The 24,627-nt window shown below is 71.2% G+C and carries 17 protein-coding genes; 11 read left to right on the top strand and 6 right to left on the bottom strand.

Annotation, left to right across the window (positions count from 1 at the left end; all coding sequences use genetic code 11):
• Positions 1 to 93: 93 nt before the first annotated feature.
• Positions 94 to 744, bottom strand: a complete 651-nt coding sequence (locus tag ABD733_RS06440; RefSeq protein ID WP_344794228.1) for a hypothetical protein — start codon at positions 742 to 744, stop codon at positions 94 to 96.
• Between the two features lie 251 nt (positions 745 to 995).
• On the opposite strand from ABD733_RS06440, the gene ABD733_RS06435 reads away from it, so the two are divergent.
• Positions 996 to 1,532 (top strand): MarR family winged helix-turn-helix transcriptional regulator, encoded by a 537-nt coding sequence (locus tag ABD733_RS06435; RefSeq protein ID WP_344794226.1) that lies wholly within the window; start codon positions 996 to 998, stop codon positions 1,530 to 1,532.
• A gap of 145 nt (positions 1,533 to 1,677) precedes the next feature.
• Here ABD733_RS06435 and ABD733_RS06430 read toward each other — a convergent pair whose 3' ends face one another.
• Entirely contained in the window at positions 1,678 to 4,203 is a 2,526-nt protein-coding gene (locus ABD733_RS06430) for a right-handed parallel beta-helix repeat-containing protein (RefSeq protein ID WP_344794224.1), read from the bottom strand.
• A gap of 227 nt (positions 4,204 to 4,430) precedes the next feature.
• On the opposite strand from ABD733_RS06430, the gene ABD733_RS06425 reads away from it, so the two are divergent.
• The gene (locus tag ABD733_RS06425) at positions 4,431 to 5,807 is read left to right on the top strand and encodes a hypothetical protein (RefSeq protein WP_344794222.1); all 1,377 of its coding nucleotides are present in this window, start codon (positions 4,431 to 4,433) and stop codon (positions 5,805 to 5,807) included.
• Here ABD733_RS06425 and ABD733_RS06420 read toward each other — a convergent pair.
• Complete coding sequence (locus ABD733_RS06420) at positions 5,696 to 7,261, bottom strand: glycosyltransferase family 39 protein (RefSeq protein WP_344794220.1); 1,566 nt, start codon at positions 7,259 to 7,261, stop codon at positions 5,696 to 5,698. The two genes, ABD733_RS06425 and ABD733_RS06420, sit on opposite strands and share 112 nt — an antisense overlap.
• A gap of 61 nt (positions 7,262 to 7,322) precedes the next feature.
• On the opposite strand from ABD733_RS06420, the gene ABD733_RS06415 reads away from it, so the two are divergent.
• The 4 genes from ABD733_RS06415 (at position 7,323) to ABD733_RS06400 (ending at position 15,840) form a co-directional block, all read left to right on the top strand.
• Positions 7,323 to 8,009 carry a hypothetical protein gene (locus tag ABD733_RS06415; RefSeq protein ID WP_344794218.1) on the top strand — a complete coding sequence of 229 codons (687 nt, stop codon included), beginning with the start codon at positions 7,323 to 7,325 and terminating at the stop codon, positions 8,007 to 8,009.
• A gap of 189 nt (positions 8,010 to 8,198) precedes the next feature.
• Entirely contained in the window at positions 8,199 to 13,424 is a 5,226-nt protein-coding gene (locus ABD733_RS06410; RefSeq protein ID WP_344794216.1) for a beta strand repeat-containing protein, read from the top strand.
• Positions 13,421 to 14,467, top strand: coding sequence for a glycosyltransferase (locus ABD733_RS06405; RefSeq protein WP_344794214.1), 1,047 nt, complete (start codon positions 13,421 to 13,423; stop codon positions 14,465 to 14,467). The genes ABD733_RS06410 and ABD733_RS06405 overlap by 4 nt, the downstream gene beginning before the upstream one ends.
• Positions 14,464 to 15,840: a lipopolysaccharide biosynthesis protein gene (locus ABD733_RS06400; protein WP_344794212.1), complete on the top strand. Its 1,377-nt coding sequence runs from the start codon at positions 14,464 to 14,466 to the stop codon at positions 15,838 to 15,840. The genes ABD733_RS06405 and ABD733_RS06400 overlap by 4 nt, the downstream gene beginning before the upstream one ends.
• On the opposite strand, the gene ABD733_RS06395 is transcribed toward ABD733_RS06400, so the two are convergent.
• Positions 15,753 to 16,874, bottom strand: coding sequence for an acyltransferase family protein (locus ABD733_RS06395; protein ID WP_344794210.1), 1,122 nt, complete (start codon positions 16,872 to 16,874; stop codon positions 15,753 to 15,755). The genes ABD733_RS06400 and ABD733_RS06395 overlap by 88 nt on opposite strands.
• A 146-nt stretch (positions 16,875 to 17,020) precedes the next feature.
• On the opposite strand from ABD733_RS06395, the gene ABD733_RS06390 reads away from it, so the two are divergent.
• Both ABD733_RS06390 and ABD733_RS06385 read left to right on the top strand, forming a co-directional pair.
• On the top strand, positions 17,021 to 18,100 hold the full coding sequence (locus ABD733_RS06390; protein WP_344794208.1) for an acyltransferase family protein: 1,080 nt from the start codon (positions 17,021 to 17,023) through the stop codon (positions 18,098 to 18,100).
• Between the two features lie 202 nt (positions 18,101 to 18,302).
• Complete coding sequence (locus tag ABD733_RS06385) at positions 18,303 to 19,724, top strand: tyrosine-protein kinase domain-containing protein (RefSeq protein ID WP_344794206.1); 1,422 nt, start codon at positions 18,303 to 18,305, stop codon at positions 19,722 to 19,724.
• A 34-nt stretch (positions 19,725 to 19,758) separates the two neighbouring features.
• Here ABD733_RS06385 and ABD733_RS06380 read toward each other — a convergent pair whose 3' ends face one another.
• Positions 19,759 to 20,748, bottom strand: coding sequence for a glycosyltransferase family 2 protein (locus ABD733_RS06380; RefSeq protein WP_344794204.1), 990 nt, complete (start codon positions 20,746 to 20,748; stop codon positions 19,759 to 19,761).
• Positions 20,749 to 20,792: 44 nt separating this feature from the next.
• Here ABD733_RS06380 and ABD733_RS06375 point away from each other — a divergent pair, with 44 nt between their 5' ends.
• Positions 20,793 to 21,746 (top strand): glycosyltransferase, encoded by a 954-nt coding sequence (locus ABD733_RS06375; protein WP_344794202.1) that lies wholly within the window; start codon positions 20,793 to 20,795, stop codon positions 21,744 to 21,746.
• On the opposite strand, the gene ABD733_RS06370 is transcribed toward ABD733_RS06375, so the two are convergent.
• Positions 21,743 to 22,639 carry a putative protein N(5)-glutamine methyltransferase gene (locus tag ABD733_RS06370; protein WP_344794200.1) on the bottom strand — a complete coding sequence of 299 codons (897 nt, stop codon included), beginning with the start codon at positions 22,637 to 22,639 and terminating at the stop codon, positions 21,743 to 21,745. The genes ABD733_RS06375 and ABD733_RS06370 overlap by 4 nt on opposite strands.
• Positions 22,640 to 22,648: 9 nt before the next feature.
• Here ABD733_RS06370 and ABD733_RS06365 point away from each other — a divergent pair, with 9 nt between their 5' ends.
• Both ABD733_RS06365 and ABD733_RS06360 read left to right on the top strand, forming a co-directional pair.
• Complete coding sequence (locus tag ABD733_RS06365; RefSeq protein ID WP_344794198.1) at positions 22,649 to 23,728, top strand: ADP-ribosylglycohydrolase family protein; 1,080 nt, start codon at positions 22,649 to 22,651, stop codon at positions 23,726 to 23,728.
• On the top strand, positions 23,725 to 24,615 hold the full coding sequence (locus ABD733_RS06360) for a PfkB family carbohydrate kinase (RefSeq protein WP_344794196.1): 891 nt from the start codon (positions 23,725 to 23,727) through the stop codon (positions 24,613 to 24,615). The genes ABD733_RS06365 and ABD733_RS06360 overlap by 4 nt, the downstream gene beginning before the upstream one ends.
• The last annotated feature ends 12 nt before the right edge of the window (positions 24,616 to 24,627 follow it).

Here is a 24,627-nt window from a genome sequence, read left to right as displayed (position 1 = left end):
CGGTTCGAGAGGCCCCGCCCGAGGGCGGTGGAAGGGTGGTGCGGGGTGGTGCGGGTGGTGCCGGGTGCTTCGTCGGCGTGGGCGCCGGCGCTGCTAGCTGGTGAAGGTCCAGGTGAGGGGCAGCGAGGCGGCGAGGCCCTGGTAGGTGTTGCCGGCGGTCGAGGGCAGGGTCACGGCGAAGGTGAAGCCGGTCGTGGCGCCCGCGGCGGCGGCGGGGAGGGCGATCGCTCCACCGGCGGCGAGGTTCGCCAGGGTGCCGGAGTAGACGGTGGTGCCGGCGGTGGTGTTCGTGAGGATGACCGTCATCTTCGAGCACAGGTCGGTCGCGGAGCCGTTGAGCGCGCCGTTGTTCGACTGGGTGCAGCTGGCGCCGGGGGTCAGCGTGAAGGTGCTGGCCGCGACGGTGCCGGTGTTCTTGATGGTGATCGGGGTCGAGACCGTCTGGCCGGGGATCATCGTGGTCGAGCCGCCGAACTTGTTGATCGTCGCGCAGGTGGCCGTGTTGGTCGAGACGGTGCCGCCGTCGGTGGACGAGCAGGTGACCGCCGCGCCGGCGTTCTGCTCCTGCATGGTCAGGGCGCCCGAGGCGGCCGTGTTGGTGGAGTTGGTGATGCTGGCGACGAAGCCCGACAGCGTGCCGGACATCGAGACGGAGAGGAGGACCGCGCCGAGCACGCCGGTGGCGATGGCGAGGGGAGCGAAGCGGAGGCGCTTGGCCTTGGTGGCGACATGGTTGCTGGACATGGGTGATCCTTCGGTGGGGGAGGGTGGTTGGGGAGGATCGTCGACGCTGGTGAGCCGCTCGACGAGTAGTCTTTAGGTTCCAGTGGATTACTCACTGGTGAAGCTACTCAATGATGGGGATTCTCATCGGTCGTCCAAAACCCCCACTAGTGGGGCAAAACCGAAACCCGTCCGGCTGCGAACATTGAGCCATCACCTTCTCGGTCTGACGACCGACACTGATCCACGAACTTCTCCATGAAGGAGACCCCTTGACCACAGACACCCTGAGCCTTGCCGTGACCGACACCGACGACCGCGTCTCGCCCGCACTGACCGGTGACACCCCCGTCGTCCGCCAGGTCGCCACCGCCATGGCCGACGCCGACGCGGCCCACCGCCGCCTCCGCGCGGTCTTCGCAGGCAGCGTGGGCCTCAGTCCCCTCGAGTTCAATGCCCTCATGCACGTGGGCGAGGCGGAAGACCTCACGCCCAAGGCCCTGGCGATCCACCTCGACATCACGACGGGCGCCGTCACGGCGATGACCGACCGGCTCGTGAGCGCCGGCCTCGTCGAGCGCACGCCGAACCCCGCCGACCGCCGCAGCCTCCTGCTGTCGCTCACCGACACGGGCGCCCGCGCCCGCGCGACCATGTACGCGCAGTACTACGAGGCGGTCGCCCGGGCCCTCGACGCGGCACCCGATCTCGGCGTCGGCGACATCACGGCGCTCCTGGAGCGCACCGCAGAGGCCATCGGTGCCACTGCGGACGCGATCGAGCAGGCTCCGAGCATCCTGCGGCGCTGAGGGCGTGCTGCGGGGCGCTGTAGGCGCTTTGACAGCCCCTCGACGGCGCTGACAGCGGCTGACAGCCGCTCGCCCCTCTCACCCCACAGACACGAAGACGCCGCCCGGACCTCGGTCCGGGCGGCGTCTTCCTGTGTGCGGGTGATCAGCCGTGGAACGGACCGACACCCTTGCTGCCGGGCTTCACGCCCAGCGCGTCGGCCACGTCGCCCGGAAGCCCGACGGCGATGCCGAGGGCGCCCTTCAGCGCGGACAGCATCCCCGAGATCGGCAGGACGCCGGTCGTCTCGTCGTTGCCTCGAGCCGAGCCCTTGGCCTGGCCCAGCGTGGAGACGTCGTTGTAGCGGGTCACCGTGTGGTTGTCGCCCCCGCCCCAGCCGACGAGCGTCGACTGCGCGCTGGTCAGGTGCTGGTTGAAGAGGTTGCCGGTGATGGTCACCTGCATGGCGTCCATCGGGATGTTCGTGACGCCGTCGAGGCCGTAGATCTGGTACAGGCCGCCGCTGCCGAAGGCGTTGTTCGCGATCGTGACGTTCTTGACGATCCACGTGAGCGTCGGGTCTGGCAGCGGTCGCCGCCGGTCGTGACCGGTGATGCCCGTGTTGGCCTGACGGCGCTGATCCTGAGCCAGCTTCACGCCGAACTGACGGTTGTTGCCGATGGCGTTGTTGTAGATCTCGACGTTGGCCGTGTTGTAGACGATGACGCCGATCTTGTTGTCGTTGAGCTCGTTGCCGGCCACGATGATGTGGTCGGAGAGCTCGGCCAGGATGCCGTCGACCGAGTTGCCGCTCGACGTGCTGTTGACGATCGACCCGTCGTAGACGGACTCGTCGAACCAGATGCCGGTGCCGGTGTTGTCGCTGGCGTCGATGTTCGACACGGTCACTCCGCGGGACCGCGTGACCTTGACGCCGCCGGCGACGGGCTGGGCGTTGAACGCCTGGCTGTTGTTGCCGGTCACCACGGAGTTGCGGACCTGGAGGCCGTAGGACGAGTTGGCTCCGATGCCGAGGAGGCCGCTGCCGGTCACCGTGAGGTGATCGAGGTCGGCGGCGTCGTTCTCGACGTTGATGCCGATCATGGCGTTGTCCTGGATGACGAGGTTCCGCGCCACGTCGCCGGTGCTGCTGAGTCGGACGGCGCCCTTGTCGAGGTACGACGTCGCGTAGTCCTTGACGCCGAAGCCCTGCAGGACCGTGTTGGGCGACATGACCTTGATCGCCTGGGGCTGGTTGCTGATCCGGACGCTGTGGCCCGACGGGTCGGTTCCGAGCACGACGCGCCCGTTGGACGAGTCGGCGTAGAACGTTCCGGGGGTGACCGCGGACGCGGAGCCGACCTGCGTCAGCTGCCTGCCGTCGACGAACACCTGGTCGGGGTGCGACGCCAGGGGCTTCGCGGAGTCGACGAAGAACGGGTTGTCGGCGATGCCGTCCATCACGGACGATGGGAAGTAGCTCCAGGAGGCCGCCCAGTCGGATCCTGCTCGCGACCAGTCGGTGACCTGCTTGGAGCCGTCGAACCACACGGCCTCGCCCGGGTAGGACTGCACGGTCAGCGTCTTGTTGCGGGGGATGGTGACGGACTCGTTGTACGAGCCGGCACGGAGGACGATCGTGTCGCCCGAGGAGGCGCGAGCGATGGCCGCACCGACCGTCCTCAGGGGCGAGGCCAGGGAGCCGGCGGCCGAGTCGCTGCCGGACGGTGACACCACGACCGCGTCGGACGGCACCTTGTAGCTCGTGCCGCCGACAGCGACGGAGCCGCGGTCGGGCTGCGTCGGGTCTGCGGGCTGTGCGGGCGTCGAGCCGGCCGGAGGCGCGGCGGGAGCCGGCCGTGACGGCGTCGAGGCCGAGGGGCTCGGAGCCGGGCTGGCCGGGGGAGTCGTCGCCGGAGGCGTGGACGAGGAGCTCGGGTCGCGGGTGACCTTCAGGTCGTCGAGCGTGGTTGTGAGGGCAGCCGAGTTGCCGCCGCCCGCGTACTCCCAGAGGCCGATGCCCCCGGGAGTCGAGACCCGGGACGACGAGGAGTCGGTCACGCTGAGCTGCCAGCCGGGGGTGGCTGCGCCGACGACCTTCGCGCGGCCGCGGATGGTGACGGTCGACGTGCCGGTGACCTGGAACTCGACGACGACGCGCTGGCCGGGGGCGAAGGTGCCGGGGAGGGCGAAGCGGCCGAGGTTGACCTCGCCCGCCTTCGTCACGCGCGACACGGCGAGGACGGCCTTGCCGTTCGGCGAGAGCTCGAGACGACCGCGGTAGGACGAGCCGTTGCTCTGCTTGCGGATCTCGAACGCCGTGTAGAGGGTCGCGGGGGTCGACGGGAGCCCGATGGTGCCGACGACACCGGTGTCGAGGCTCGAGACCGACGACAGGGTGGCCATGGCGGACGTCGACTTGGCGAGCCCGGAGATCACTCCCTGGCCGCTCTGCACACTGGCGGTGGCGCCCGAGCGGACGGTGCCGGTCCAGGCGCCGCCCGTCGTGGCGGAGCCCCAGCCGGCGGAGACGGTGCGGCTGAAGGAGTCGCTCGCGACCGTCGCCGGAGCGGCGTGCGCGATCTGGGAGGGGAGGACGGCAGCCAGGACGATCCCGGCGGAGATGCCGGCGAGAGCCGGGACGTTGATGCGTCGTCGCGAGGCGACGTGGCGTGGCGCAGGAGAAGTCACCCTGGGGTGGTCCTTTCGTCGGCGGAGCGTCAGACGGAGGTTCGTTGGGGACACTGAGACGTGGGTGTCCCCAGAACGGGGGTCAGAGGGGATACGAAAGTGTAACCCGATCTGTGCACAAACTCTGCCCGGGCCTGAAATTCCGTGCCAGCCCCCGTCAGAGTGTGGGTCATGTGGGGGACAAGCCCGCCCCTTGCGACGCGCCGCGCCTCGCTTAGAGTGTCCCCATGCAGACGCCGTCGACCCTCGAGCCGCCGACGCGCGCCTCGCTCGCGCCAGGGCTCTCGAGAGGCTCCGACGACAGCCCGGCGCCCGTCCTGGTCAAGATCATCGCGGCAGCGGCGCTCGTCGTCTCGGGCATGGGGATCGTGCTCAACCAGGGCGTCCAGGTGGGCTTCCTCGTCGCGGCGCTGCTCGTCCCGCTGTGGCTCCCCGTCCTCCGCCGCTTCGTCGGCATCCGCCTGCTCCTCGGCCTCGGCACCGTCGCGGCCGGCGCAGGCATCTGGCTGCAGGTCGCGAACGGCGACGACCACTCGGTCGATCCGGCCATCGCGACGAGCACGACGGTCCTCCTGATCGGTGCGGTCCTCTCCATCGGTCTCATCGTCTGGACCAGGACGATCTTCTCGATCCCGACGGTCGCCCTGTTCTTCGGCATCGGCCTCCTGCTCGGGATCTCGCCCTCGGCGGCGCAGTTCGCGACGAACCCCTACAAGTTCGGCTTCGCCATCCCGCTCGCCGTCGTCACGCTGGCGCTGGCCCGACTGTCGCGCCGCTGGTGGGTGGAGCTCCTCGTGGTCTTCGTCCTCACCGGTCTGTCCGCGTTGAACGACGCCCGGGCGACCTTCGCGCTCCTCCTGCTCGCGGCGATCCTGCTCCTGGCTCAGCTCCCGGTGTTCAGGATCGGGCACCGCGGGTCGGCCTCGCTCGTCGCGCTGGGCATCGTCGTGGTGGGCATCGTCGTCTACAACCTGGGCACGGCGCTGGTGCTCTCCGGGATCCTCGGCGAGTCGACCACCGCGAGATCGCTCGCCCAGGTGAACGCCTCGGGGTCGCTGGTCCTCGGCGGAAGGCCCGAGCTCGGGGCGACGGTCGCCCTCATCGCCACGAAGGTCTGGGGCTTCGGCGCCGGCGTCTCGCCTCAGCCGTCGGAGGTCCTGACGGCGAAGGAGGGGATGAAGGCGATCGGCTACGACCCGAACAACGGCTACGTCGAGCGGTACATGTTCGGCGGCCACGTCGAGCTGCACTCCGTCTTCGGCGACCTCTGGGCGCAGACCGGAGTGGTCGGACTCGCCTTCGTCGTCGTCGCCGGGGCGCTGATGCTCTACGGGATCACGCGGAACATCGCCGACGGCCTCGCCGGCGGGATCGTGCTGTACGTCGTGGCGAAGTCGCTCTGGGACCTCCTGTTCAGCCCGTTCTTCAGCGCCGAGCCGCTCTTCATCCTGGCGATCGGCCTGATCGCCGTCCCCGCCGCGCGGACGGCCGGTCAGCGGCTGAAGGCGACGACGGTGTCCATGGGGCCCGTCCAGCGCGATCTCTCTCGGAAGCCGGCCCGCTCCAGGACGGCCGTGTCGCGCGCGGTCGACGCCGCCGAGTAGTCGGTCGGCCGCACCACCCAGATCGTGTCGACGCCCGCCAGCGGGACGGCGGAGTCGCTCAGCTGCGACGACTCGCCGCGGAGGCTGTCGTCGGCCAGCGGCGAGGTCGTGAGCGTCAGGTCGCGGAGGCCTCGGAAGGCGTCGGGGTAGGAGACCTCGATGTTCCTCGTCGTCCGCTCGACGACCGGCGCCGTGGTCTCGTCGAGCGGGGCGAAGTACACGCCGTCGCCCTGGTGCGCGTGGGCATCGACGTACGCGGCGGTCTGCGACCAGTCGGTCCCGCTCTTGCCCGTCGACTCGCGCTGCGAGAGGTAGACGGGCACGGCCAGCACGACGACGAGGATCACGGCCGCGACCCGGAGCGGGCGACGCGCGAGAGAGCGGACGCCGAAACCGATGAGCAGGGCGGCCGCGGGGGCGCAGAAGGTGAAGTACCGCGGGTTGTAGAGAGGGGAGACGGCCAGGGAGTAGAGGCCGACGACGACTGTCGGCAGCAGCAGCCAGGGCAGGACGAGCCAGAGGGTCGTCCGGTCGCCGCGCCTCGCGAGAGCGACGACGGCGGCGGCCACGAGCGCCCAGCCGACGACGGCCAGAGCGAGACCGGCCAGCGACCACAGCGCGTGTCCGTCGTTCGTCGCGGAGACCCTGGTCGGCGTCTGACCCAGGAAGAACTCGTTGACGACGGCCTGGCGAGCCAGGGTGGCGGCCGACACGGCGTTGTCGCCGAGCTGCCCCCGCTGCCCGAGGGACTCGAGGACGACCGGGGAGGCGGCCAGGGTGCCCGCCGCCGCAGCCGCCAGCCACGGCCACGCTGCCCGGATCCTGCGCCGTTCGAGGGCCAGGATCGTCACGGCGTGGGCCAGCACGAGGAGGGCCAGGTAGATGTTCAGTGCGGTGCCGAGAGCGACGAGCACCCCGTACGCCGTCCACCAGCGGCGTCTCGACCGCAGGGCGATGCAGAACGCGACGGTCGCCCACACGGCGACTGCCGCGCTCGGGCCGAACGACCTGGCCTCGATGCCCATCCAGGTCATCCGCGGTAGGACGATCGCGATGACGGCTGCGACGACGGCGGCGTCCGCTCGCCCGAGCGCTCGGGCGAGGGCCCAGACGCCGACCACGGCGAGGCCGGTCGCGATCGCGCTCGGGAGTCGCAGGGAGACGGCGCTCCAGCCGAAGGCGCCGCCCCAGAAGTGGATAAGGAAGTAGTAGGCCGCGTGCACCGCGTCGATGTGGTGGACCAGGCGCCACAGCCCAGCCGTGCTGCGGCGGGCGGCCGAGATCGTCGCCGCCTCGTCGGTCCACAGCGAGACGTTCCACGATCCGGCCAGGGCCACCAGGGTGCCCAGGAGTCCGAGCGCGACGGGCGTGCCGAGGGGTCGAGCGGCGGAGACGAGCCCGGGCGCGACCGGGTCGGCTCTTCGGGAAGCGACTCGCGGCGATGACGTGGTCAAGGTCCGGCGATAATAGCAGTCGGTCGCTCCCGCGCCCGTCGAGCCCGAGAGGACGCAGACCATGAGCGTCACCCGTCGCACCGTCATCACCGTCACCGCGATCGTCGTCGGAGTCGCGCTCGTCGTGGCGTTCGTCGTCATCGCCATCTCGAGCCGGACCGGCGGCGGCGCGACAGCGGCGAGCCCGACCTCCGAGGCGACATACACCTCCGCGCCGACCGTCCGGCCGACGGCCTCCACCGGGGCGGGGACGACGCCCGTGAAGCCGACCGAGAAGGCGGCGCCCGGCACACAGGACGTCCCCGGCAGCACGCCGCAGGCGACCGCCGACCCGGGGACCGCGTCGGGACGGGCGCAGCGGCCGGTCGGCCTGACCGCGAAGGCGGCGCTCACCTCGAAGGTCTCCGTGACCCTCTCACAGCTCAAGGCGGTCCAGGGGAAGGGCGACGGCGTCGGCGAGGTCTCCGGCCCCTCCATCCGATTCGTCGTCACCATCGACAACTCGAGCACCAAGCTGCTGAACCTCTCGTCGACGGTCGTGACAGTGACCTACGGAGCCGACGCGACGCCCTCGAACGAGCTGGTCTCGCAGCGGAAGGCGCTCCCCGAGACCGTCGCCGCCGGCGCCACCGCGCAGGGCACGTTCACGTTCCCCGTGCCGGTGAAGTCGCGCTCGGACGTCCGCATCACGATCGACTACGGCGTCTCGGTTCCGAGCGTCGTCTTCGCGGGCACTGCACCCGCCTGAGCCGACCCTCTCGACCGGCGAATGTGAACCGGGGATGAATTCCACCCCCATTTGGGGGTATGCCACCCGAGCGGGGGTCACCTATAGTCGTCCCAGGCTGTGAAACCCGAATTTAACAGCACGCGTGAACCCGAAACTCACGCAAGTCACACGTGGGGCCCGACCCACGGCTTACCCTATGAGGCACCCATGGAGCAATCCGTGTCGTCGCGCCTGCGCGTTCCCAGCATCGTCGCCGCCGCCGTCATCGTCCTGAGCAGTTTCGCCCTGGCGGTCCCCGCGCACGCGGACACCGCCCCGACGGACCCCACCGATCCGAAGACGCCCACCACCGTCACGGCCGATGCTCTGCCCACCCCGCAGATCAACGGCGTCGTGTGGTCGCAGGCGATCGTCGGCAACACGGTCTACGCGGGTGGTCAGTTCACCACCGCTCAGCCGGCCGGTGCAGCGTCCGGCGTGAGCACGGTCACCCGCACGAACCTGCTCTCGTACAACCTGACGACCGGCGTGCTCAACACGTCGTTCAACCCGGCGCTGAACGGTGTCGTCCGCGCCATCACGGCGTCCCCGGACGGCTCCCGCATCTACGTCGGCGGAGCATTCACGACGGTCAACGGCGCCAACGCCTACCGCGTCGCGGCCCTCGACCCGACCAGCGGGGCGCTGCTGCCCGGCTTCGCGCCGAGCATCAACTCCACAGTCAACGCGATCGCGGTGTCCGGCTCCACGGTCTACCTCGGCGGTGTCTTCTCGAGCGTCAACAAGGAGACGCACAACAAGGTCGTCGCCCTGACGTCCGCGGGCAAGAACGTCTCGCCGTTCACGGCGAACGCGCAGGGCGGCGACGTCGCCGCCCTCGCCGTCTCGCCCGACGGCACGCGCCTCGTCGTCGGCGGCAGCTTCACCACCCTGAACGGCTCCTCCAACCCGGGCTACGGCCTCGGTGCGGTCGACCCGACCGGCGCTCTCCTGCCGTTCGCCGCGAACAGCGTCGTCCGCGACGCCGACACCTCCTCGGGCATCACCTCCCTCGTGGCCGACTCGACGGGCGTCTACGGCTCGGGCTACACCTTCGGCCCGGGCACGCTCGAGGGCTCCTTCCGCGCCGACTGGGCGACGGGCAACATCAACTGGGTCGAGGACTGCCACGGCGACTCGTACTCCATCGCCGTCACCCCCAACGCCGAGTACCTCGCGGGCCACCCGCACTACTGCGGCAATATCGCCGGCTTCCCCCAGACCGACCCGCAGGCGAACTGGACCTTCCACCGCGCCATCGCGTTCTCGAAGACCGCGACGCAGACCATCACCGCCGACCCCTACGGCTACACGAACTGGGCCGGCACTCCCGCCCCGAGCCTCCTGAACTGGTACCCCGAGTTCAACACCGGCACCTTCACCGGCAAGACCCAGGGCCCCTGGAGCGTCGCGGCCAACTCGCAGTACGTCGTCTACGGCGGCGAGTTCACGACCGTCAACGGAGTCCGGCAGCAGGGCCTCGCCCGCTTCGCCGTCCCGTCGATCGCTCCGAAGAAGGTCGGCCCTCAGGCCTCCGGCGCACAGTTCGTCCCGAAGGCCGTGTCCCTGACGTCCGGGACGGCCCGCCTCAGCTGGTCGGCCAACTCCGACCAGGACAACTCGACGCTGACGTACAACGTGTACCGGAACGGCAACATTACGACGCCGGTGTACACGACGAAGGCCGACTCGTCGGTCTGGAACAAGCCCGCCATGGGCTTCACCGACACCGGCCTCACGCCCGGGGCCACCTACACCTACCGGCTCCGCGCCACCGATCCCGACGGCAACACGGTCCTCGGCGACAATGTCAGCGTGACGGTGTCGAGCGCACAGCCGTCGACCTACGCGACGACCGTCCTCGGTCAGGGGGCCTCCTCGTTCTGGCGCCTCGACGAGGGCAGCGGCACGACGATCTACGACGCCGCCGGCTACAGCGACCAGGTCGCAGGATCGGGCATCACCCGCGGAGCGACCGGCGCCACCGTCGACGGTGACACGGCCTCGACGTTCGACGGCAGTGCGAGCGGATTCTCGTCCACCCAGTCGCCCGTCGTCGGGCCTCAGACGTTCTCTGTCGAGGCCTGGGTCAAGACGACCTCCACCGCGGGCGGGAAGATCGTCGGCTTCGGCAACTCGTCGACCGGCACCTCCTCCTCCTACGACCGTCACCTCTACATGGACCCGAGCGGACGCGCGAACTTCGGCGTCTACGACGGCAACACCGAGGTGCTGACCAGCCCGACCGCTCTCAACGACGGCAAGTGGCACCAGCTGATCGGCACGCTCAGCTCGGCCGGCCAGACGTTCTTCGTGGACGGCAAGCGGGTCGGCTCCTCGCCGAACATCACGACCGCCCAGAACTACAGCGGCTACTGGAGGATCGGCGGCGACACCTCCTGGAACGGCAACAGCTTCCTGGCCGGCTCGATCGACGACGTCTCCGTCTACCCGACGGCGCTGACGCAGACGCAGGCCAACAACCAGTTCGTCGCTGCCGGCTATGCGTCGCAGCTGAACTCGGCTCCGAGCGACAACTACGGCAGCCGCGTGTTCTCCGACAACCCGTACCTCTACTACCGTCTCGGCGACGCCGCGGGCTCGACCACGGCCAAGGACTCCAGCCTGTCCGGCACGGCCGGCGTCTACACCGGCGGGGTCACCCAGGGCACCTCGGGCGCCGTCTCGGGCACGACCGACACCGCTGCGACCTTCGACGGCCAGAGCGGCCAGGTCGACAGCGTCCAGTCGTACAACGACCCCGAGGTCTACTCGATCGAGGCGTGGTTCAAGACGACGACCACGACCGGCGGCAAGATCGTCGGCTTCGGGTCGTCGCAGACCGGCACGTCCGGCTCCTACGACCGCCACATCTACATGCAGGACAACGGCCAGCTCGTGTTCGGCACGTACACGGGTCAGCTGAACACGATCACCACGGGCGGCGCCTACAACGACGGCACCTGGCACCAGGTCGTCGCCTCGCAGTCGTCGGACGGGCTGAAGCTCTACGTCGACGGGGCGCTCCAGGGCCAGAACCCGCAGACGCAGGCGCAGGCGTACTCCGGCTACTGGAAGATCGGCGGCGACACGACCTGGGGCTCCTCGAGCTCCTACTTCAAGGGCTCCATCGATGAGGTGTCGATCTACGACAAGGCCCTGTCGGCCTCGACCGTCGGCGACCACTACGCCCTCGGCAGCGCCGGAGCGACCAACCAGCCTCCCGTCGCCTCGTTCACCTCGAAGACGACCGACCTCTCCGCCGCTCTCGACGCCTCCGGCTCGACCGATGCGGACGGCACCGTGGCGTCGTACGCCTGGGACTTCGGCGACGGCACCTCGGGCACCGGCCGGACCCCCACCCACGCCTACTCCACGGCGGGCACGAAGACGGTCACCCTGACCGTCACGGACGACAAGGGCGCGACAGCCTCCTACTCGGCCCAGGTGGTCGTGACGGCTCCCAAGGTGAACGTCCTGCCGACGGCGTCGTTCACATCGACGCCGACCGACCTGTCGAGCGCGTTCGACGCCACCGCGTCGAGCGACACCGACGGCACGGTCGCCTCCTACGCCTGGGACTTCGGCGACGGCAGCACGGGCACCGGCGTCAAGCCGACCCACGCCTACGCAGCTGCCGGCACCTACACGGTGAAGCTGACGGTGACGGACAACGACGGCGGCAGCGGCACCTCGACCGCGAGTGTCACGGTCACCGCGCCGCACGTGAACGCCGCCCCCACCGCCGTCGTCACGACGTCGACCAGCAACCTCAAGGCGTCGGTCGACGGCACGGCCTCGACCGACTCCGACGGCAGCGTCGTGGGCTACGCGTGGGACTTCGGAGACGGCGCGACCGCGACGACTGCGAAGGCCGACCACACCTACGTCGCCGCCGGCACGTACACGGTCACTCTCACGGTGACCGACGACAAGGGGGCCACGGGCACCGCGACCACGACGGTCACCGTCGCGCCTCCGGCCAACGTGCCGCCCACCGCGGCGTTCACGGCCGCGAGCAACGCGCTCGTCCTGTCGGCCGACGGCACCGCGTCGTCGGACTCGGACGGCACCGTGGCCTCGTACTCGTGGAGCTTCGGCGACAGCGGGACGGCGACGGGTCGGACGGCGACGCACACCTACGCTGCGGCCGGCACCTACACGGTGTCGCTCACGGTGACGGACGACAAGGGCGCGACCGGCACGACCACCCAGCAGGTGACCGTCGCCAAGGCGCCGAACGCCGCTCCGACGGCGTCGTTCACCAGCTCGGCCTCGAACCTCGCGCTCAGCGTGGACGGCACCTCGTCGGCCGACAGCGACGGCACCGTGACGGGCTACGCGTGGAGCTTCGGTGACGGAGCGACCGCGTCGACCGCCAGGGCGAGCCACACCTACGCCGCCGCGGGCACCTACGCGGTGAAGCTGACGGTCACCGACAACGACGGTGCGACCGCCGTGCAGACGCAGAACGTCACGGTCACCGCTCCGGCGAACCAGGCTCCGACGGCTGCCTTCACTCCGACGGTAACCGGTCTGACGGCCGCTCTCGACGGATCCGCCTCGTCGGATCCCGACGGGACGATCGCCTCCTACGCCTGGACCTTCGGAGACGGCGCCTCGGCCACCGGCAAGACGACCAGCCACGCCTACGACACGGCCGGGACCTACACGGTGACGCTCAAGGTGACCGATGACAAGGGCGCCACCAGCACGGCCACCTCCACGGTGACCGTCACGGCTCCGGCCAACGCGCCCTTCGCCCTCGACGCCTTCGGACGCACCGTCTCGAACGGCTGGGGCACCGCCGACACCGGCGGCGCCTGGGCGAGGATCGGCTCCGCCTCGGCTCTGAGCGTCAGCGGCGGGTCCGGCAGGATCTCGCTCAGCGGCCCGGGCGCGCAGGCGGGCGCCGAGCTCAGCACCGTCAGCCAGGTCAACACCGACTACCGGCTCCAGTTCACCCTCGACAAGGCGGCGACCGGCGGCGGGACGTACATCACGGCCACCGGACGCAAGATCTCGACGAACAACGAGTACCGCAGCACGGTCCGCCTGCTGAGCAACGGGACGGCGTCGATGAACCTCAGCGCGTTCCCGAACTCGTCGACCGCGATCGCCCTGACGAAGGACACGACCCTGCCCTTCACGGTCACCGCGGGATCGTCGATCAGCATGCGGATCCAGGTCACCGGCACCAGCCCGACGGTCGTCAAGGCGAAGGCGTGGCCCACGGGCACCGCCGAGCCGAGCGCCTGGACGGTCTCCGCGACCGACTCGTCCGCCACGCTGCAGACTGCCGGAGACGTCGGCGTCCTGGCCTACGAGTCCGGCAGCTCGACCAACGGTGCCCAGGTGGTGAGCTTCCAGCAGCTGAGCGCCTTCAAGCCGTGAGCCGGACCAGCCGAGGGGGAGGCCGCGGGAAGGACCGCACGTTCATCGTGCAGCAGTCCTTCCCGCGGCCCCGGCCGACGACGAATCCGTACCTGGTGATGCTCGCCCGCAGCATCGCGTCGCAGCCGGGCGTCGCTCTCCGCACCTTCTCCTGGCGCGCGGCGCTCCTGAAGCGCTCGGACGTGTTCCACGTCCACTGGCCGGAGATCCTGGTCTCGGGTCACAGCCCGCTCAAGAAGGCCGTGCGGCAGGTGCTGACCCTGCTGCTGATCGCCAGGCTCGCCGTCACCCGGACGCCCATCGTCAGGACCCTGCACAACCTCGAGCGGCCCTCGGGCATCTCCCGCAGGGAGCACCTCCTGCTGGGGCTCCTCGAGCGGCGGACCACCCTCTGGATCCGACTGAACGACGAGACGCCGGAGGAGGCCGGGAAGGACTACGACACCGTCCTCCACGGCCACTACCGCGACTGGTTCGAGGACTTCGACAAGCCCGCCAGCGAGCTGGGACGCCTGGGCTTCGTCGGCCTGATCCGCCGCTACAAGGGCGTCGAGGAGCTCGTGCAAGAGTTCCACGACGTGCCTGGCGACGCCACCCTCCACGTGGCCGGCCGACCGTCGACGGACGACCTCGCGGCGCGGCTCGCGTCGCTGGCCGGAGACGACCCGCGCATCTCCCTCGATCTGCGCTTCCTCGACGACGCCGACCTCGTGACGAGCGTCAGCCGATCGAGGCTCGTCGTCCTCCCGTACCGCGAGATGCACAACTCGGGCGGCGTCCTCACGGCCCTGTCGCTCGACCGGCCCGTCCTCGTGCCGTCGAACGCGGTCACGGAGCGGCTCGCCGACGAGGTGGGCCCGGGCTGGGTGCACCGCTACGAGGGCGAGCTCCGAGCGGCGGACATCACCCGTGCGCTCTCCGCGGCCGACTCCGGCTCGGGGCGGCCCGACCTCTCCGCGCGAGACTGGAGCGAGGCGGGTCGGCGCCACGTCGAGGCCTACCGCCGAGCCGTGGAGCTCGTGCGCGGGGGAGGAGCGCGGTGACCACGACCGACAAGCCGCCCGTCCGGTCCGGGGGGATGCGCACCGTCGGCTCCACCGCCGTGATCAAGGTCCTGGTGATGGGGCTCTCCGGCGTGCTCGGCATCCTGACCAGCCGCGTGATCCTGCACTCCTTCGGCACGGACGCCTACGCGCAGTACGGCCTCCTGTCGAGCTTCCCGACGCTGCTGCCCTTCGCCGACCTCGGCATCGCCGCGGTGGTCATCAACGAGGTCGCAGGATCGAGGGCGCCGCGCACCGACGACCGCGTCCGGCGGACGATCGTCACCGCGCTCCGGATCCTGATGGTCTCCGGCGGCATCATGGTCGTGGTCGCCGGCGTCATCACCTTCTTCGGCTGGTGGCCGGTGCTCCTCGGCAAGGGGCTGGTCGCCGGAGGGAACCTCACCGCGGGGCTCTGCCTGGTGATCTTCGGCATCGCCGTGCCGCTCACCGTGGGGCAGCGCATCCTCGTCGGGCTCAAGAAGACCAACGTGCAGGTGGCCAGCCAGGCGATCGTCGCGCCCTTCATGCTCCTGGTGATCAGCGCTCTCGCGATGCTGGCCATCCCCGCCGGGAGCTCGCTCTCGATCGTCTCCTACATCGGCAACGCGCTCCTCTCGGTGCTCTGCCTCTGGATCGCGGCCAGGGCCCTCTCGCCTCAGATCGGGCAGGCCTTCCGACTCGTCTTCAAGGTCCGCTCGTACCGGAGCGTGGCCGTGCTCAACCTCGCGTGGCCGATGCTCGTGCAGACCCTCGCGCAGCCGATCGCGTTCCAGACCGACCGGATCCTGATCAGCCACGTCGGGTCGTCGCAGGATCTCAGCCAGTACAACCTGGCCTCGCAGCTGTTCGGGCTCGTCCTGCAGACCATCGCTGCCGCGGGCGTGGCGCTCTGGCCCATCTACGCCGGGCACCGCGCAGCCGGGCGGATCGAGTCGCCGACCAGGCCGACGTTCTGGTTCCTGGGCGGCGGCCTCCTCGTCGGCGGCCTCCTGGCGGTCCTGTCGCCCTGGCTGGTCGACTTCATCGCCGGCGGCCGGATCGAGCTCCCGCCGCTGCTGCTGATCTCGTTCGTCGCCTACGTCGCCCTTCAGGCGGCGAAGTACCCGATCGGCATGTACATGACCGACAAGGCGGGCCTGAAGTTCCAGGTCGTGCCGAGCCTCCTGATGATCCCGCTCAACCTCGGGGTCTCGTGGCTGCTCATCGCTCCGTTCGGAGCGGCGGGGCCGATCATCGGGTCGGCTCTGACGGTCCTGCTGCTGCAGGTGATCCCGAACCTCCGCTACGTGTCCAGGGATCTGGCCCGGCGACGTGCGGAGGGCCGCTCGGCGGCGCCCGCGTCGTCGCCCGTCGATCCGACCGCCGACTGACGCGGGGCGCGCGCCCCGAGGCGCGCGAGCGGCGCGGGGAGACCCCACAGCCAGGTGGCGCGCCGGGTCAGCGAGTGCACGCCGAGCGACACGACGATCGCCACCGCGGTGAAGACGAGCGGGACGACGATGGCGAACGCGTGGAGCGACCCCGCGACCGGGGCGAGGAGCGCGACCCCGATCAGGATCGGGTAGAAGTGCACGAGGTACACCTGCAGCGTGTTCTGGCCGAGCCTCCGCAGCCAGTCGAACGCGCGGAGCCGGCTCAGCATGACGGCCAGCGCGCACCCGGCCGTGATGGCCAGGAGGCTGACGACGACGCGGACGACCGGCGCCGTCAGGAAGTCGAACTTGGCGCTCGAGACGGCCGCCGCGAAGTACAGGACGAAGGCCAGGATCGTGACGCGCCACGTGGCGAGAGGGGCGCGCGCCCGCACCGCGGCCGACACCTTCGTCGCCAGCAGGAAGTACAGGAAGTACATGCCCATCTTGTCGAGCGCGCCGTTCGGCGAGTCGATGAGCTTCGTCCCGAAGAGCTCCACGACGACGAAGGCGATGGCGAGCTGGGCCCAGAGCGGCAGCGGCTTGATCAGCCAGGCGAGGGCGAAGTAGACAGCCAGCCCGTAGACGAACCAGGTGCTCTCGTTCGGCCAGACCAGCGACAGCAGGAGCGACGAGAGGGTCGGGCGCGCCTGGCCCTGGCCGACCAGGGGGATGAACTGGAAGGCGACGAACCAGATGGTGCACCAGAGCAGGAACAGCCAGATCAGCCGCGCCATCCTCGACCAGAACAGCTCCGCGAACGGCTTCGAGATCGCCTTCTGCGCGAACATGCCCGCGGTGAAGAAGAACAGCGGCATCCGGAACGTGTCGAGGAGCGTCGCCGGCGTCTCCCAGGGGCCGGCGAGCCGGATCTCGGCCGGGAAGATGATGGAGTGGAAGAGCGCGACGAGGATGATCGCCATCCCCTTCGCGACGTCGATCCAGGTCTCGCGCGGTCTCGCTCGCGCGGGAGCGTCAGCAGTCGTTGCCATGTGTCACCGTCTCGGGCCGACGAACAGAGGGCATTCGGGTGCCCGTCCTCCCCACAGACTAGCGGCGGAGGCCGCGGCCCTCTACGCTCGGAGGCGGGACGGACACCCGAATGTCCATCCCCGTGTCCTTGACCCGAAAGGCCACCGTGTCTCACGCTGCCCCGACGCCGCGTGCCGCCGCCGAACGCATCCCCTGGATCGACACCGGTCGCGGCATCGCGATCCTGCTCGTCACGCTCTACCACTCCACCAACTGGCTCCTCGGCGCCGGTTTCCACGTCGAGTGGTGGTCGACCGTCGACAACACCCTGGCGTCCCTCCGGATGCCGCTGTTCTTCACCCTCTCCGGCCTCTTCGCGACCAAGTGGCTCCGCGCGTCCTGGGGCGACCTCCTGCGGTCGAAGGTGCTGCTGTTCGTCTGGGTCTTCCTCATCTGGGAGACCATCGGCGCGTTGTTCTTCCAGCTCGGCCTCGTCATGCAGGACAAGTGCTGCGGCGTCCGCGACACCGTGGTGGGCCTGATCCTGGCGCCGGTCATGCCCATCTACGAGCTCTGGTTCATCTGGGCGCTCGCCATCTTCTTCGTGGTCGCCCGCGCGACCCGCAGCATCGACTCCCGTCTGCAGATCGGGGTCGCCGCGGCCATCGCCTTCGTCGCGCTCATGAACTGGCCGGGGATCAACGACGGCTGGGAGGGAAGCGCGAAGTACTACCTGTTCTTCGTCGGCGGCATCTACCTGCGCCAGTGGATCATCCGGTACGGCAACACCCGCAACACCGCGCTCCTCGCCGCGGCCCTCGGCGTGTGGGCGGTGATCTCCGTCGTGCTCGGGCTCTTCGGTCTGAGCCACTTCCCGGGCGCGTACTTCGTCAACTCGATCGCGGGAGTCCTCGGCGGCATCGCCCTCAGCCGGTTCCTGATGCCCGTCCGGCTCCTCGGCAGGATCGGGCAGCAGACGCTGCCGATCTACCTGGCCCATACTCCGATCATCCTGGCGATGGCGTTCGTCATCCACGAGACGCCCCTGCTCGGGCTCCTCACGCCGGTGGCGATGATCCTGCCGCCGATCCTGGCCGGCCTCGCCGTGATCCTGGCCCTCCGCCTCCACGCCGTCCTCGCGTCGACGCCCGCGCGCCTGCTGTACGAGCCTCCGCTCGTCCTGGCCAGGCGCCCCGTGAGGCCCCGCCCCGACGCCCCGGTCGCGCCGGGCAGCGCCACCCGCTGACCCAGGGGACACCGGCTGTCCCCCGATCTGGGGGCACCTCGTGCGACGACGCACGGTCGCTCGGCCAGGGCCCGACCGCCTAGGCTTGGCGAATCGCTGTGGCAGTGCCGGTGGGGGAGACACCGCACCACGGCTCGGGAGCCCGAATCTCCCGCAGCCAGCGGCCGCCGACCCGCCCCGATCAGGAATGGAAGCCCCTCCGATGGACCCGAAAGACTATTGGAAGGCTCTTCGCAAGAGCTGGATCGTCCTCGTCGCGCTCACGCTCGTCGGCGGCATCGTCGGCTACGGCTTCGCGTCGACCCTCGCCGACTCGTACAAGTCGGAGTCGAGCCTCTTCGTCGCGTCGTCGGGCAACACCAGCGGGAGCGACCTCCTGCAGGGCTCGACCTTCACGCAGAACGTCGTCCAGTCGTACGCCGAGCTCGCGACCACCTCATCGGTCCTCACGCCGGTCATCGCCGAGCTGAACCTCGACACCACGCCGACCAAGCTCGCGCGCCAGATCGACGCGCAGGTTCCGCTCAACACGGTCTTCGTGAACATCACCGTGACCGACTCCTCGGCCACCCGGGCCGCGAGCATCTCGAACTCCGTCGCGCGCTCGCTCCGCTCGGTCGCGACCGACCTGGCGCCGACCTCCTCCTCGGGCAAGGCCCCGGTCGCCATCTCGATCGTCGCCCCGGCGCTCGTCCCGCAGAACCCGAGCGGCCCCAACCGCCACCTCATCGAGATCTCTGCTGCTCTCATCGGCCTCGTCGTCGGCATCCTGTACGCCATCGGGCGTCTCCTGTTCGACACCCGCCTCCGCACCGTCGACGACCTGCAGGCGCGCTCTGGCGTCCCCGTCATCGGCGCGACCCGGCGCGGTGCCGCCGGCCAGCTGGCACTCCGCGACGCTCCCGACAGTGCCCTCGCCGAAGACGTGCGCAGGATCAGCGCGACCCTGCGCTTCGCAGGCGACGGGGGCCTGCTCCGGACGCTCACCCTCACGTCCGCCTCCCGCACGGGCGAGAGCAGCGGTCTCGCGCTCGATCTGGCTCTCGCCGTGGCGGAGCGAGGCGCCCGGGTGCTCGTGATCGACGCCGACCTCCGCGCTCCCTCGCTGGCGAGGCTCGCCTCCGTCGACGACCGGGCCGGTCTCAGCGACGTGCTCGCCGAGTCGGCCACGCTCGAGGAGGCGACCACGCACTGGACCGGGAGCGTCGACCTCCTCACGACCGGCGGAGGCCACTCCAACCCGCACTTCGCGCTCGGATCGAACGCCATGGGCGCTCTCGTCCGCGAGGTGGCGGCCGCCTACGATCTCGTCATCGTGCAGACCGCGTCCGTCCTCGACTACGCCGACGCGCTGACGATCGGCCACCTCACCGACGCCACGGCCGTCACGGTCCGGAGCCGCTCCACCAACCGCAGGCAGCTCCGCTCGGCTCTCGACTCCCTCGAGAACGCCAAGACCCCCGTCGTCGGCCTCGTCCTCACCGACGCGAAGCTCGGCGGTCGCACTCGTCGACAGGAGCAGACGGGGCGCTCCGCGCCCCTCCCTGCGGCCGCCCCGACCGCAGGCCCCTCGGACGGTGCCCACGCCGACAGGTCCGTCGACGATGGCGTTGCGGCGCGCTGAGCGCTCCTGCGGCGCAGCCGGCCGCCGGCCGGGCTCAGTCTCGGCGGTACTCCTGGTAGGCATAGCCGAACGCCCCGGACACCATCCCGGCACCTCGGGCGATCGTGCGGACGCCCTTCGCCCGGTCGCGCGTCGACCGGAGGACGGTGCCCCTCGAGAGCCGAACCGCCCCTCCTGCGATCCGGACGAGGCCGGACGCCGTGAGACGGGCGCGGAGGCGGCCCCGCCGCAGGGGGCTCCGAGTCAGGATCAACGAGGTCATGCTCCAGCCGTTCCCGCTGGAGAAGGCCCGCTGGACGACCCAGCGCCTCGTGAGGCGCTTCACCGGCACGACGTCGGTCACGACGGCCTCCGCGCACCACACGATGCTGCCTCCGAGGGCCACGATCTGGCGCGTGAACAGGGTGTCCTCCCCGCCGAAGGCGCCGAGTCCCGTGTCGAAGGCGAGACCGTGCCGGCGGACGAAGGCGAGGTCGAGGAGCAGGTTGTTCGTCGCGGCGACATCCACCGTCGTCCCCGTCGGCAGACGGCGGCGCACGAAGAACTCCCCGGCCGCGATCCACGGGTCGGGCTCGACGGCGAACTCCGAGACCACCGGCCCGACGGCGGCGCTGGCACCCGTGTCGAGGAGCGTCCGCAGGAGCTCCCGCAGCCAGTGGGCGGAGGGGCGCTCGTCGTCGTCGATGAAGACGAGCAGGTCGGAGTCCTCCGACTCGCGGAGCGCCCTGTTGCGGGCCGCCGCGATCCCCGGCGCCCGCTCGCACGCGTAGGCGACCTCGATGTCTCCGTAGCCTGTGCCGGCCGCGGTGTCGGCCGCGATGCCGGCCGCGATGTCGGCCGCGATGCCGGCCACCGTCGCCTCTGCCGAGCGGGCCGGGTCGTTGTCGACCACCAGGACGCGCGCGCGGGCGGTGCCCGCGACGGAGCGGGCCTGGTCGACGAGGGCCGGGAGGACGACCGGCAGGTCGTCGGGGCGCCGGAAGGTGAGCACGGCTATCGTCACGGTGGGTTCGGGTGGTGTCACGAGGGCAATCATCCCAGGGCAGCGCACCCGGAGGGACGGAGAACATGAGTTCACTCGACGACGTGTCGATCGTGGTGGTCAACTACGGCTCGAGCGACCTCCTCGAGGTCAACCTCGCGACCCTGACGAGAGTCGTGCCGGGCGTGCACGCGGTCGTGGTCGACAACCTCACCGACGACGCCGAGCGGCGCCGGGTGACGGCCCTCGCCGAGCGGGAGGGCTGGTCGGTCGTGCTGCCCGACGGCAACGAGGGCTTCGGCGGCGGGATGAACCTCGGCGTCCGGAGGGCGCAGGAGCTCGGGGCGGCCCACCACGTCCTGGTCAACCCGGACGCCGTCCTCGACGGCGCCGGGCTCGAGGCGCTCGTCTCGTTCTCGCGCGCGCACCCCGGCACGATGGCCTCCCCGCGCATCCTGCGCCCGGACGGCTCGATCTGGTTCGACGGGTCAGACCTCTACCTCGACGACGGCCGGATCCGGTCACGGCGTCGGAGGACCGGCTCCGCCGAGCGGGTCGAGGAGTGGCTGAGCGGCGCGTGCCTCGTCGTCTCGAGCGACCTCTGGGACCGCTCCGGCGGCTTCGACGAGGACTACTTCCTGTACTGGGAGGATGTCGACCTGTCGCGCCGGGTCATGCAGGCGGGCGGGGAGCTCCGGGTCCTGGCCGAGGTCACCGCCGTGCACGCGGAGGGGGGCACGCAGGCGGGGGGCGGTCACGTCGTGAGCGGCGAGGCGAAGTCGAAGACCTACTACTTCCACAACATCCGGAACCGCCTCCTGTTCGCCTCGAAGCACCTGCCGACGGACGACCTCGAGTCGTGGCGGCGGAGCTCGGCGCGGGTGGCGTGGGAGATCCTGCTCCAGGGCGGGCGGCGCCAGTTCGTGACCTCGCCGCAGACCCTCCTCGTCGGGCTGCGGGCCCATCGCGCCGGCGTCCGGATCGCGGACGCGGAGCTCGCGCGACGCCGCGCCGCTGTCGAGGCCGGCCCGCGCCCCTAGAGCACCACCCCGGTGACCACCGTCGCATCCGCCTCCTCCGACCTCAGCACCTCCGTCTCGAACACGCCGGAGTCGAAGAGCGCCCGCGTCCGGTCGGCCTGCCGCTCGCTGGTCTCGATGACGAGGAGGCCGCCGGGCGCGAGCCAGTCCGGGGCGGCCGCGGCGACGCGGGCCTGGAGGCGGAGGCCGTCGAAGCCGCCGTCGAGGGCGGCTGTCGGCTCGTGGTCGCGCGCCTCCTGCGGCATGAAGGCGATCTCGGCGGTGGGCACATAGGGGGCGTTTGCCAGGATCACGTCGAAGCCGTGGCGGAGCGCCTCGGGCAGAGCCGCGAACAGGTCGCCCTCGTGGACCCGCCCAGGATCCGCGAGGTTCGTGCGCGCGCAGGCGACGGCGCGCGGGTCGAGGTCGGCCGCGTGCACGACCGACCGGGGGAGCGCGTGCTCGACGGCGGCTCCGGCGGCGCCCGAGCCGCAGCAGAGGTCGAGGACGACGGGGGCGGGCGCGACCCCTCTCGCGAGGTGCCGCAGCGCGACATCGACGAGGAGTGTGGTCCGGAGGCGGGGGACGAAGACGCCGGGCTCGACGCGCACGCGGAGGCCGCGGAACTCCGCCCAGCCGAGCACCTGCTCGAGCGGGGTTCCTGCGAGGCGGGCGGCGAGCATCCTGCGCACGGTCGACGCAGGATCGGGGGACCCCTCGGCCTCCTCGACCAGCAGGCCCGCCTCGTCCTCCGCGAAGACGCTGCCGCTCGCGCGGAGAGCCGCGACCAGCGCCCCGATGTCGATGGCGCTCAGCCGTCGACCCCGTCGAAGAGGAGAGCGGGACTGATCGTGGGCACGGCTCCTCCTCGGGGCGGGGCGACCGCGGTGTCGCCCGCCACACGATCCTGGCACGATGGGCCCATGGACGGCGACCCCTCTCGGCGCGACCGCGCGCTGGCCTCGCTCACCGGGCTCGCGATCGGCGACGCCCTCGGGATGCCGACGCAGTCGATGGCGCTCGCCGAGATCCGGCTCGACCACGGGCGCATCACCCGCTTCGTCGACGCCGGGCCCCACCAGCGGATCGCCCACGGCATGCACGCCGCCACGATCACCGACGACACCGAGCAGGCGCTCCTCGTGGCACAGCTCCTGATCGAGGGCGGCGGCCGCATCGACCCGCTGCTGCTCGCCCAGCGGCTGGTGGAGTGGGAGGCGGCCATGGAGGCCCGCGGCTCGCTCGACCTGCTGGGCCCGAGCACGAAGGCGGCGGTCCTGCGGATCCAGCAGGGGGTCCCGGTCTCCGAGGCGGGATCGGGCGGCACCACGAACGGCGCCGCCATGCGCATCGCCCCGGTCGGGATCGCTACCCCGCCCGGCAGCCTGACAGCTCTCGTCGACCGCGTCGTCGAGGCCAGCTCGCCGACCCACAACACCGGGCTCGGGATCGCGGCCGCCTCGGCGGTGGCCGCGGCCGTCAGCGCCGGGATCGACGGGGCGACCGCGTCCGAGGCCGTCGACGTCGCGGTCGACGCGGCCCGCCAGGGCGCTCGCCGAGGCGTCTGGGTGGCCGGCGGCGACATCGCGGCGCGCGTGGAGTGGGTGCGCTCGTGGCTGCCGCTGGTGCCGGCGGCGTCGCGACTCGACGCCCTCTTCGACGTGGTCGGCACGTCGGTCGCCTCCCAGGAGTCGGTGGTCGCAGCGCTCGCCCTGGCCTCTCTCGAGCAGGATCCGTGGGTCACCCTGGGCGACGCGGCGAGCGTCGGCGGCGACACCGACACGATCGCGGCCATCGCCGGCGCGGTGCTCGGCGCCGTGCACGGCATGGCGGTCTGGCCGGGGGAGGCCGTGACGCGCGTGGTGCGGGTGAACGGGCTCGACCTCGAGCCGGTCGTCGACGGCCTGCTCGCGCTGCGCGACGCCGGGGCTCCGGTGGTGCCCGGAGCGGCGGCGACGCCCGGTCCCGTCGAGCCACCGGCCGCGCCGACGGAGCCCGAGTGACGCGCCTCGTCCACACCGGCAACGTCATCGTCGACGTCGCCCTCACCGTCGACGAGCTCCCGGAGCGCGGCTCCGACGTCCTCGCGTCGTCGTCGTCGATCCAGGTCGGCGGCGCGTTCAACACCCTGGCGGCAGCGGCGCGCGATGGTCTCGAGGCCGTCCATGTCGGAGCCCGCGGCACCGGCCCGTTCGCGTCGCTGGTGGCCGATGCCCTGTCGCGCGAGGGCATCCGCGCGACCGGCCCGGTCGGAGACGTCGACACCGGCTACTCGGTCGTGCTGATCGACCGCGACGCCGAGCGGACCTTCGTCACTCACACGGGCGCCGAGGCGCTGCTGACGACACAGGATCTCGACCGGACTGTCCTCGTCCCCGGCGACACCGTCGCCGTCTCCGGCTACAGCCTCGCCCACTCGCCCGGCGTCGTCGGCCCCTGGGCGGCCGGGCTCCCCGCCGGCATCGTCGTCGTCTTCGACCCGTCGCCGCTCGTCGGGACCCTCGACCCCGACGACCTGGACGGGGTGCTCCAGCGCGCGGACATCGTGACGGCGAACACGCGGGAGGCGCGGATCCTGGGGCCCCGGCTCGACGCGGTGCATCGACTCGTCGTCCGCGCCGGCGCCGACGGCTGCTGGTTGCGGGCGCGGGGCGAGACGTCCGCGCGCCGGATCGCCGGCTTCCCGGTCCGCGCCCTCGACACGACCGGGGCGGGCGACACCCACTGCGGCGTCCTGTGCGCGGCACTGGCACGGGGAGAGTCGCTCGAGAGCGCGGCCAGGCGCGCGAACGCCGCCGCGTCGATCGCGGTCGGCCGGCAGGGCCCGGCCACCGCACCCGTGTCGGCCGAGATCGACGCGCTCCTCGCCTCAGCTGCCGGGCCCGCGTGATCCTGCGCCCGA

Source organism: Frondihabitans peucedani (assembly GCF_039537585.1).
GTDB lineage: Bacteria > Actinomycetota > Actinomycetes > Actinomycetales > Microbacteriaceae > Frondihabitans > Frondihabitans peucedani.
This window is presented reverse-complemented; position numbering and strand designations above follow the sequence as displayed.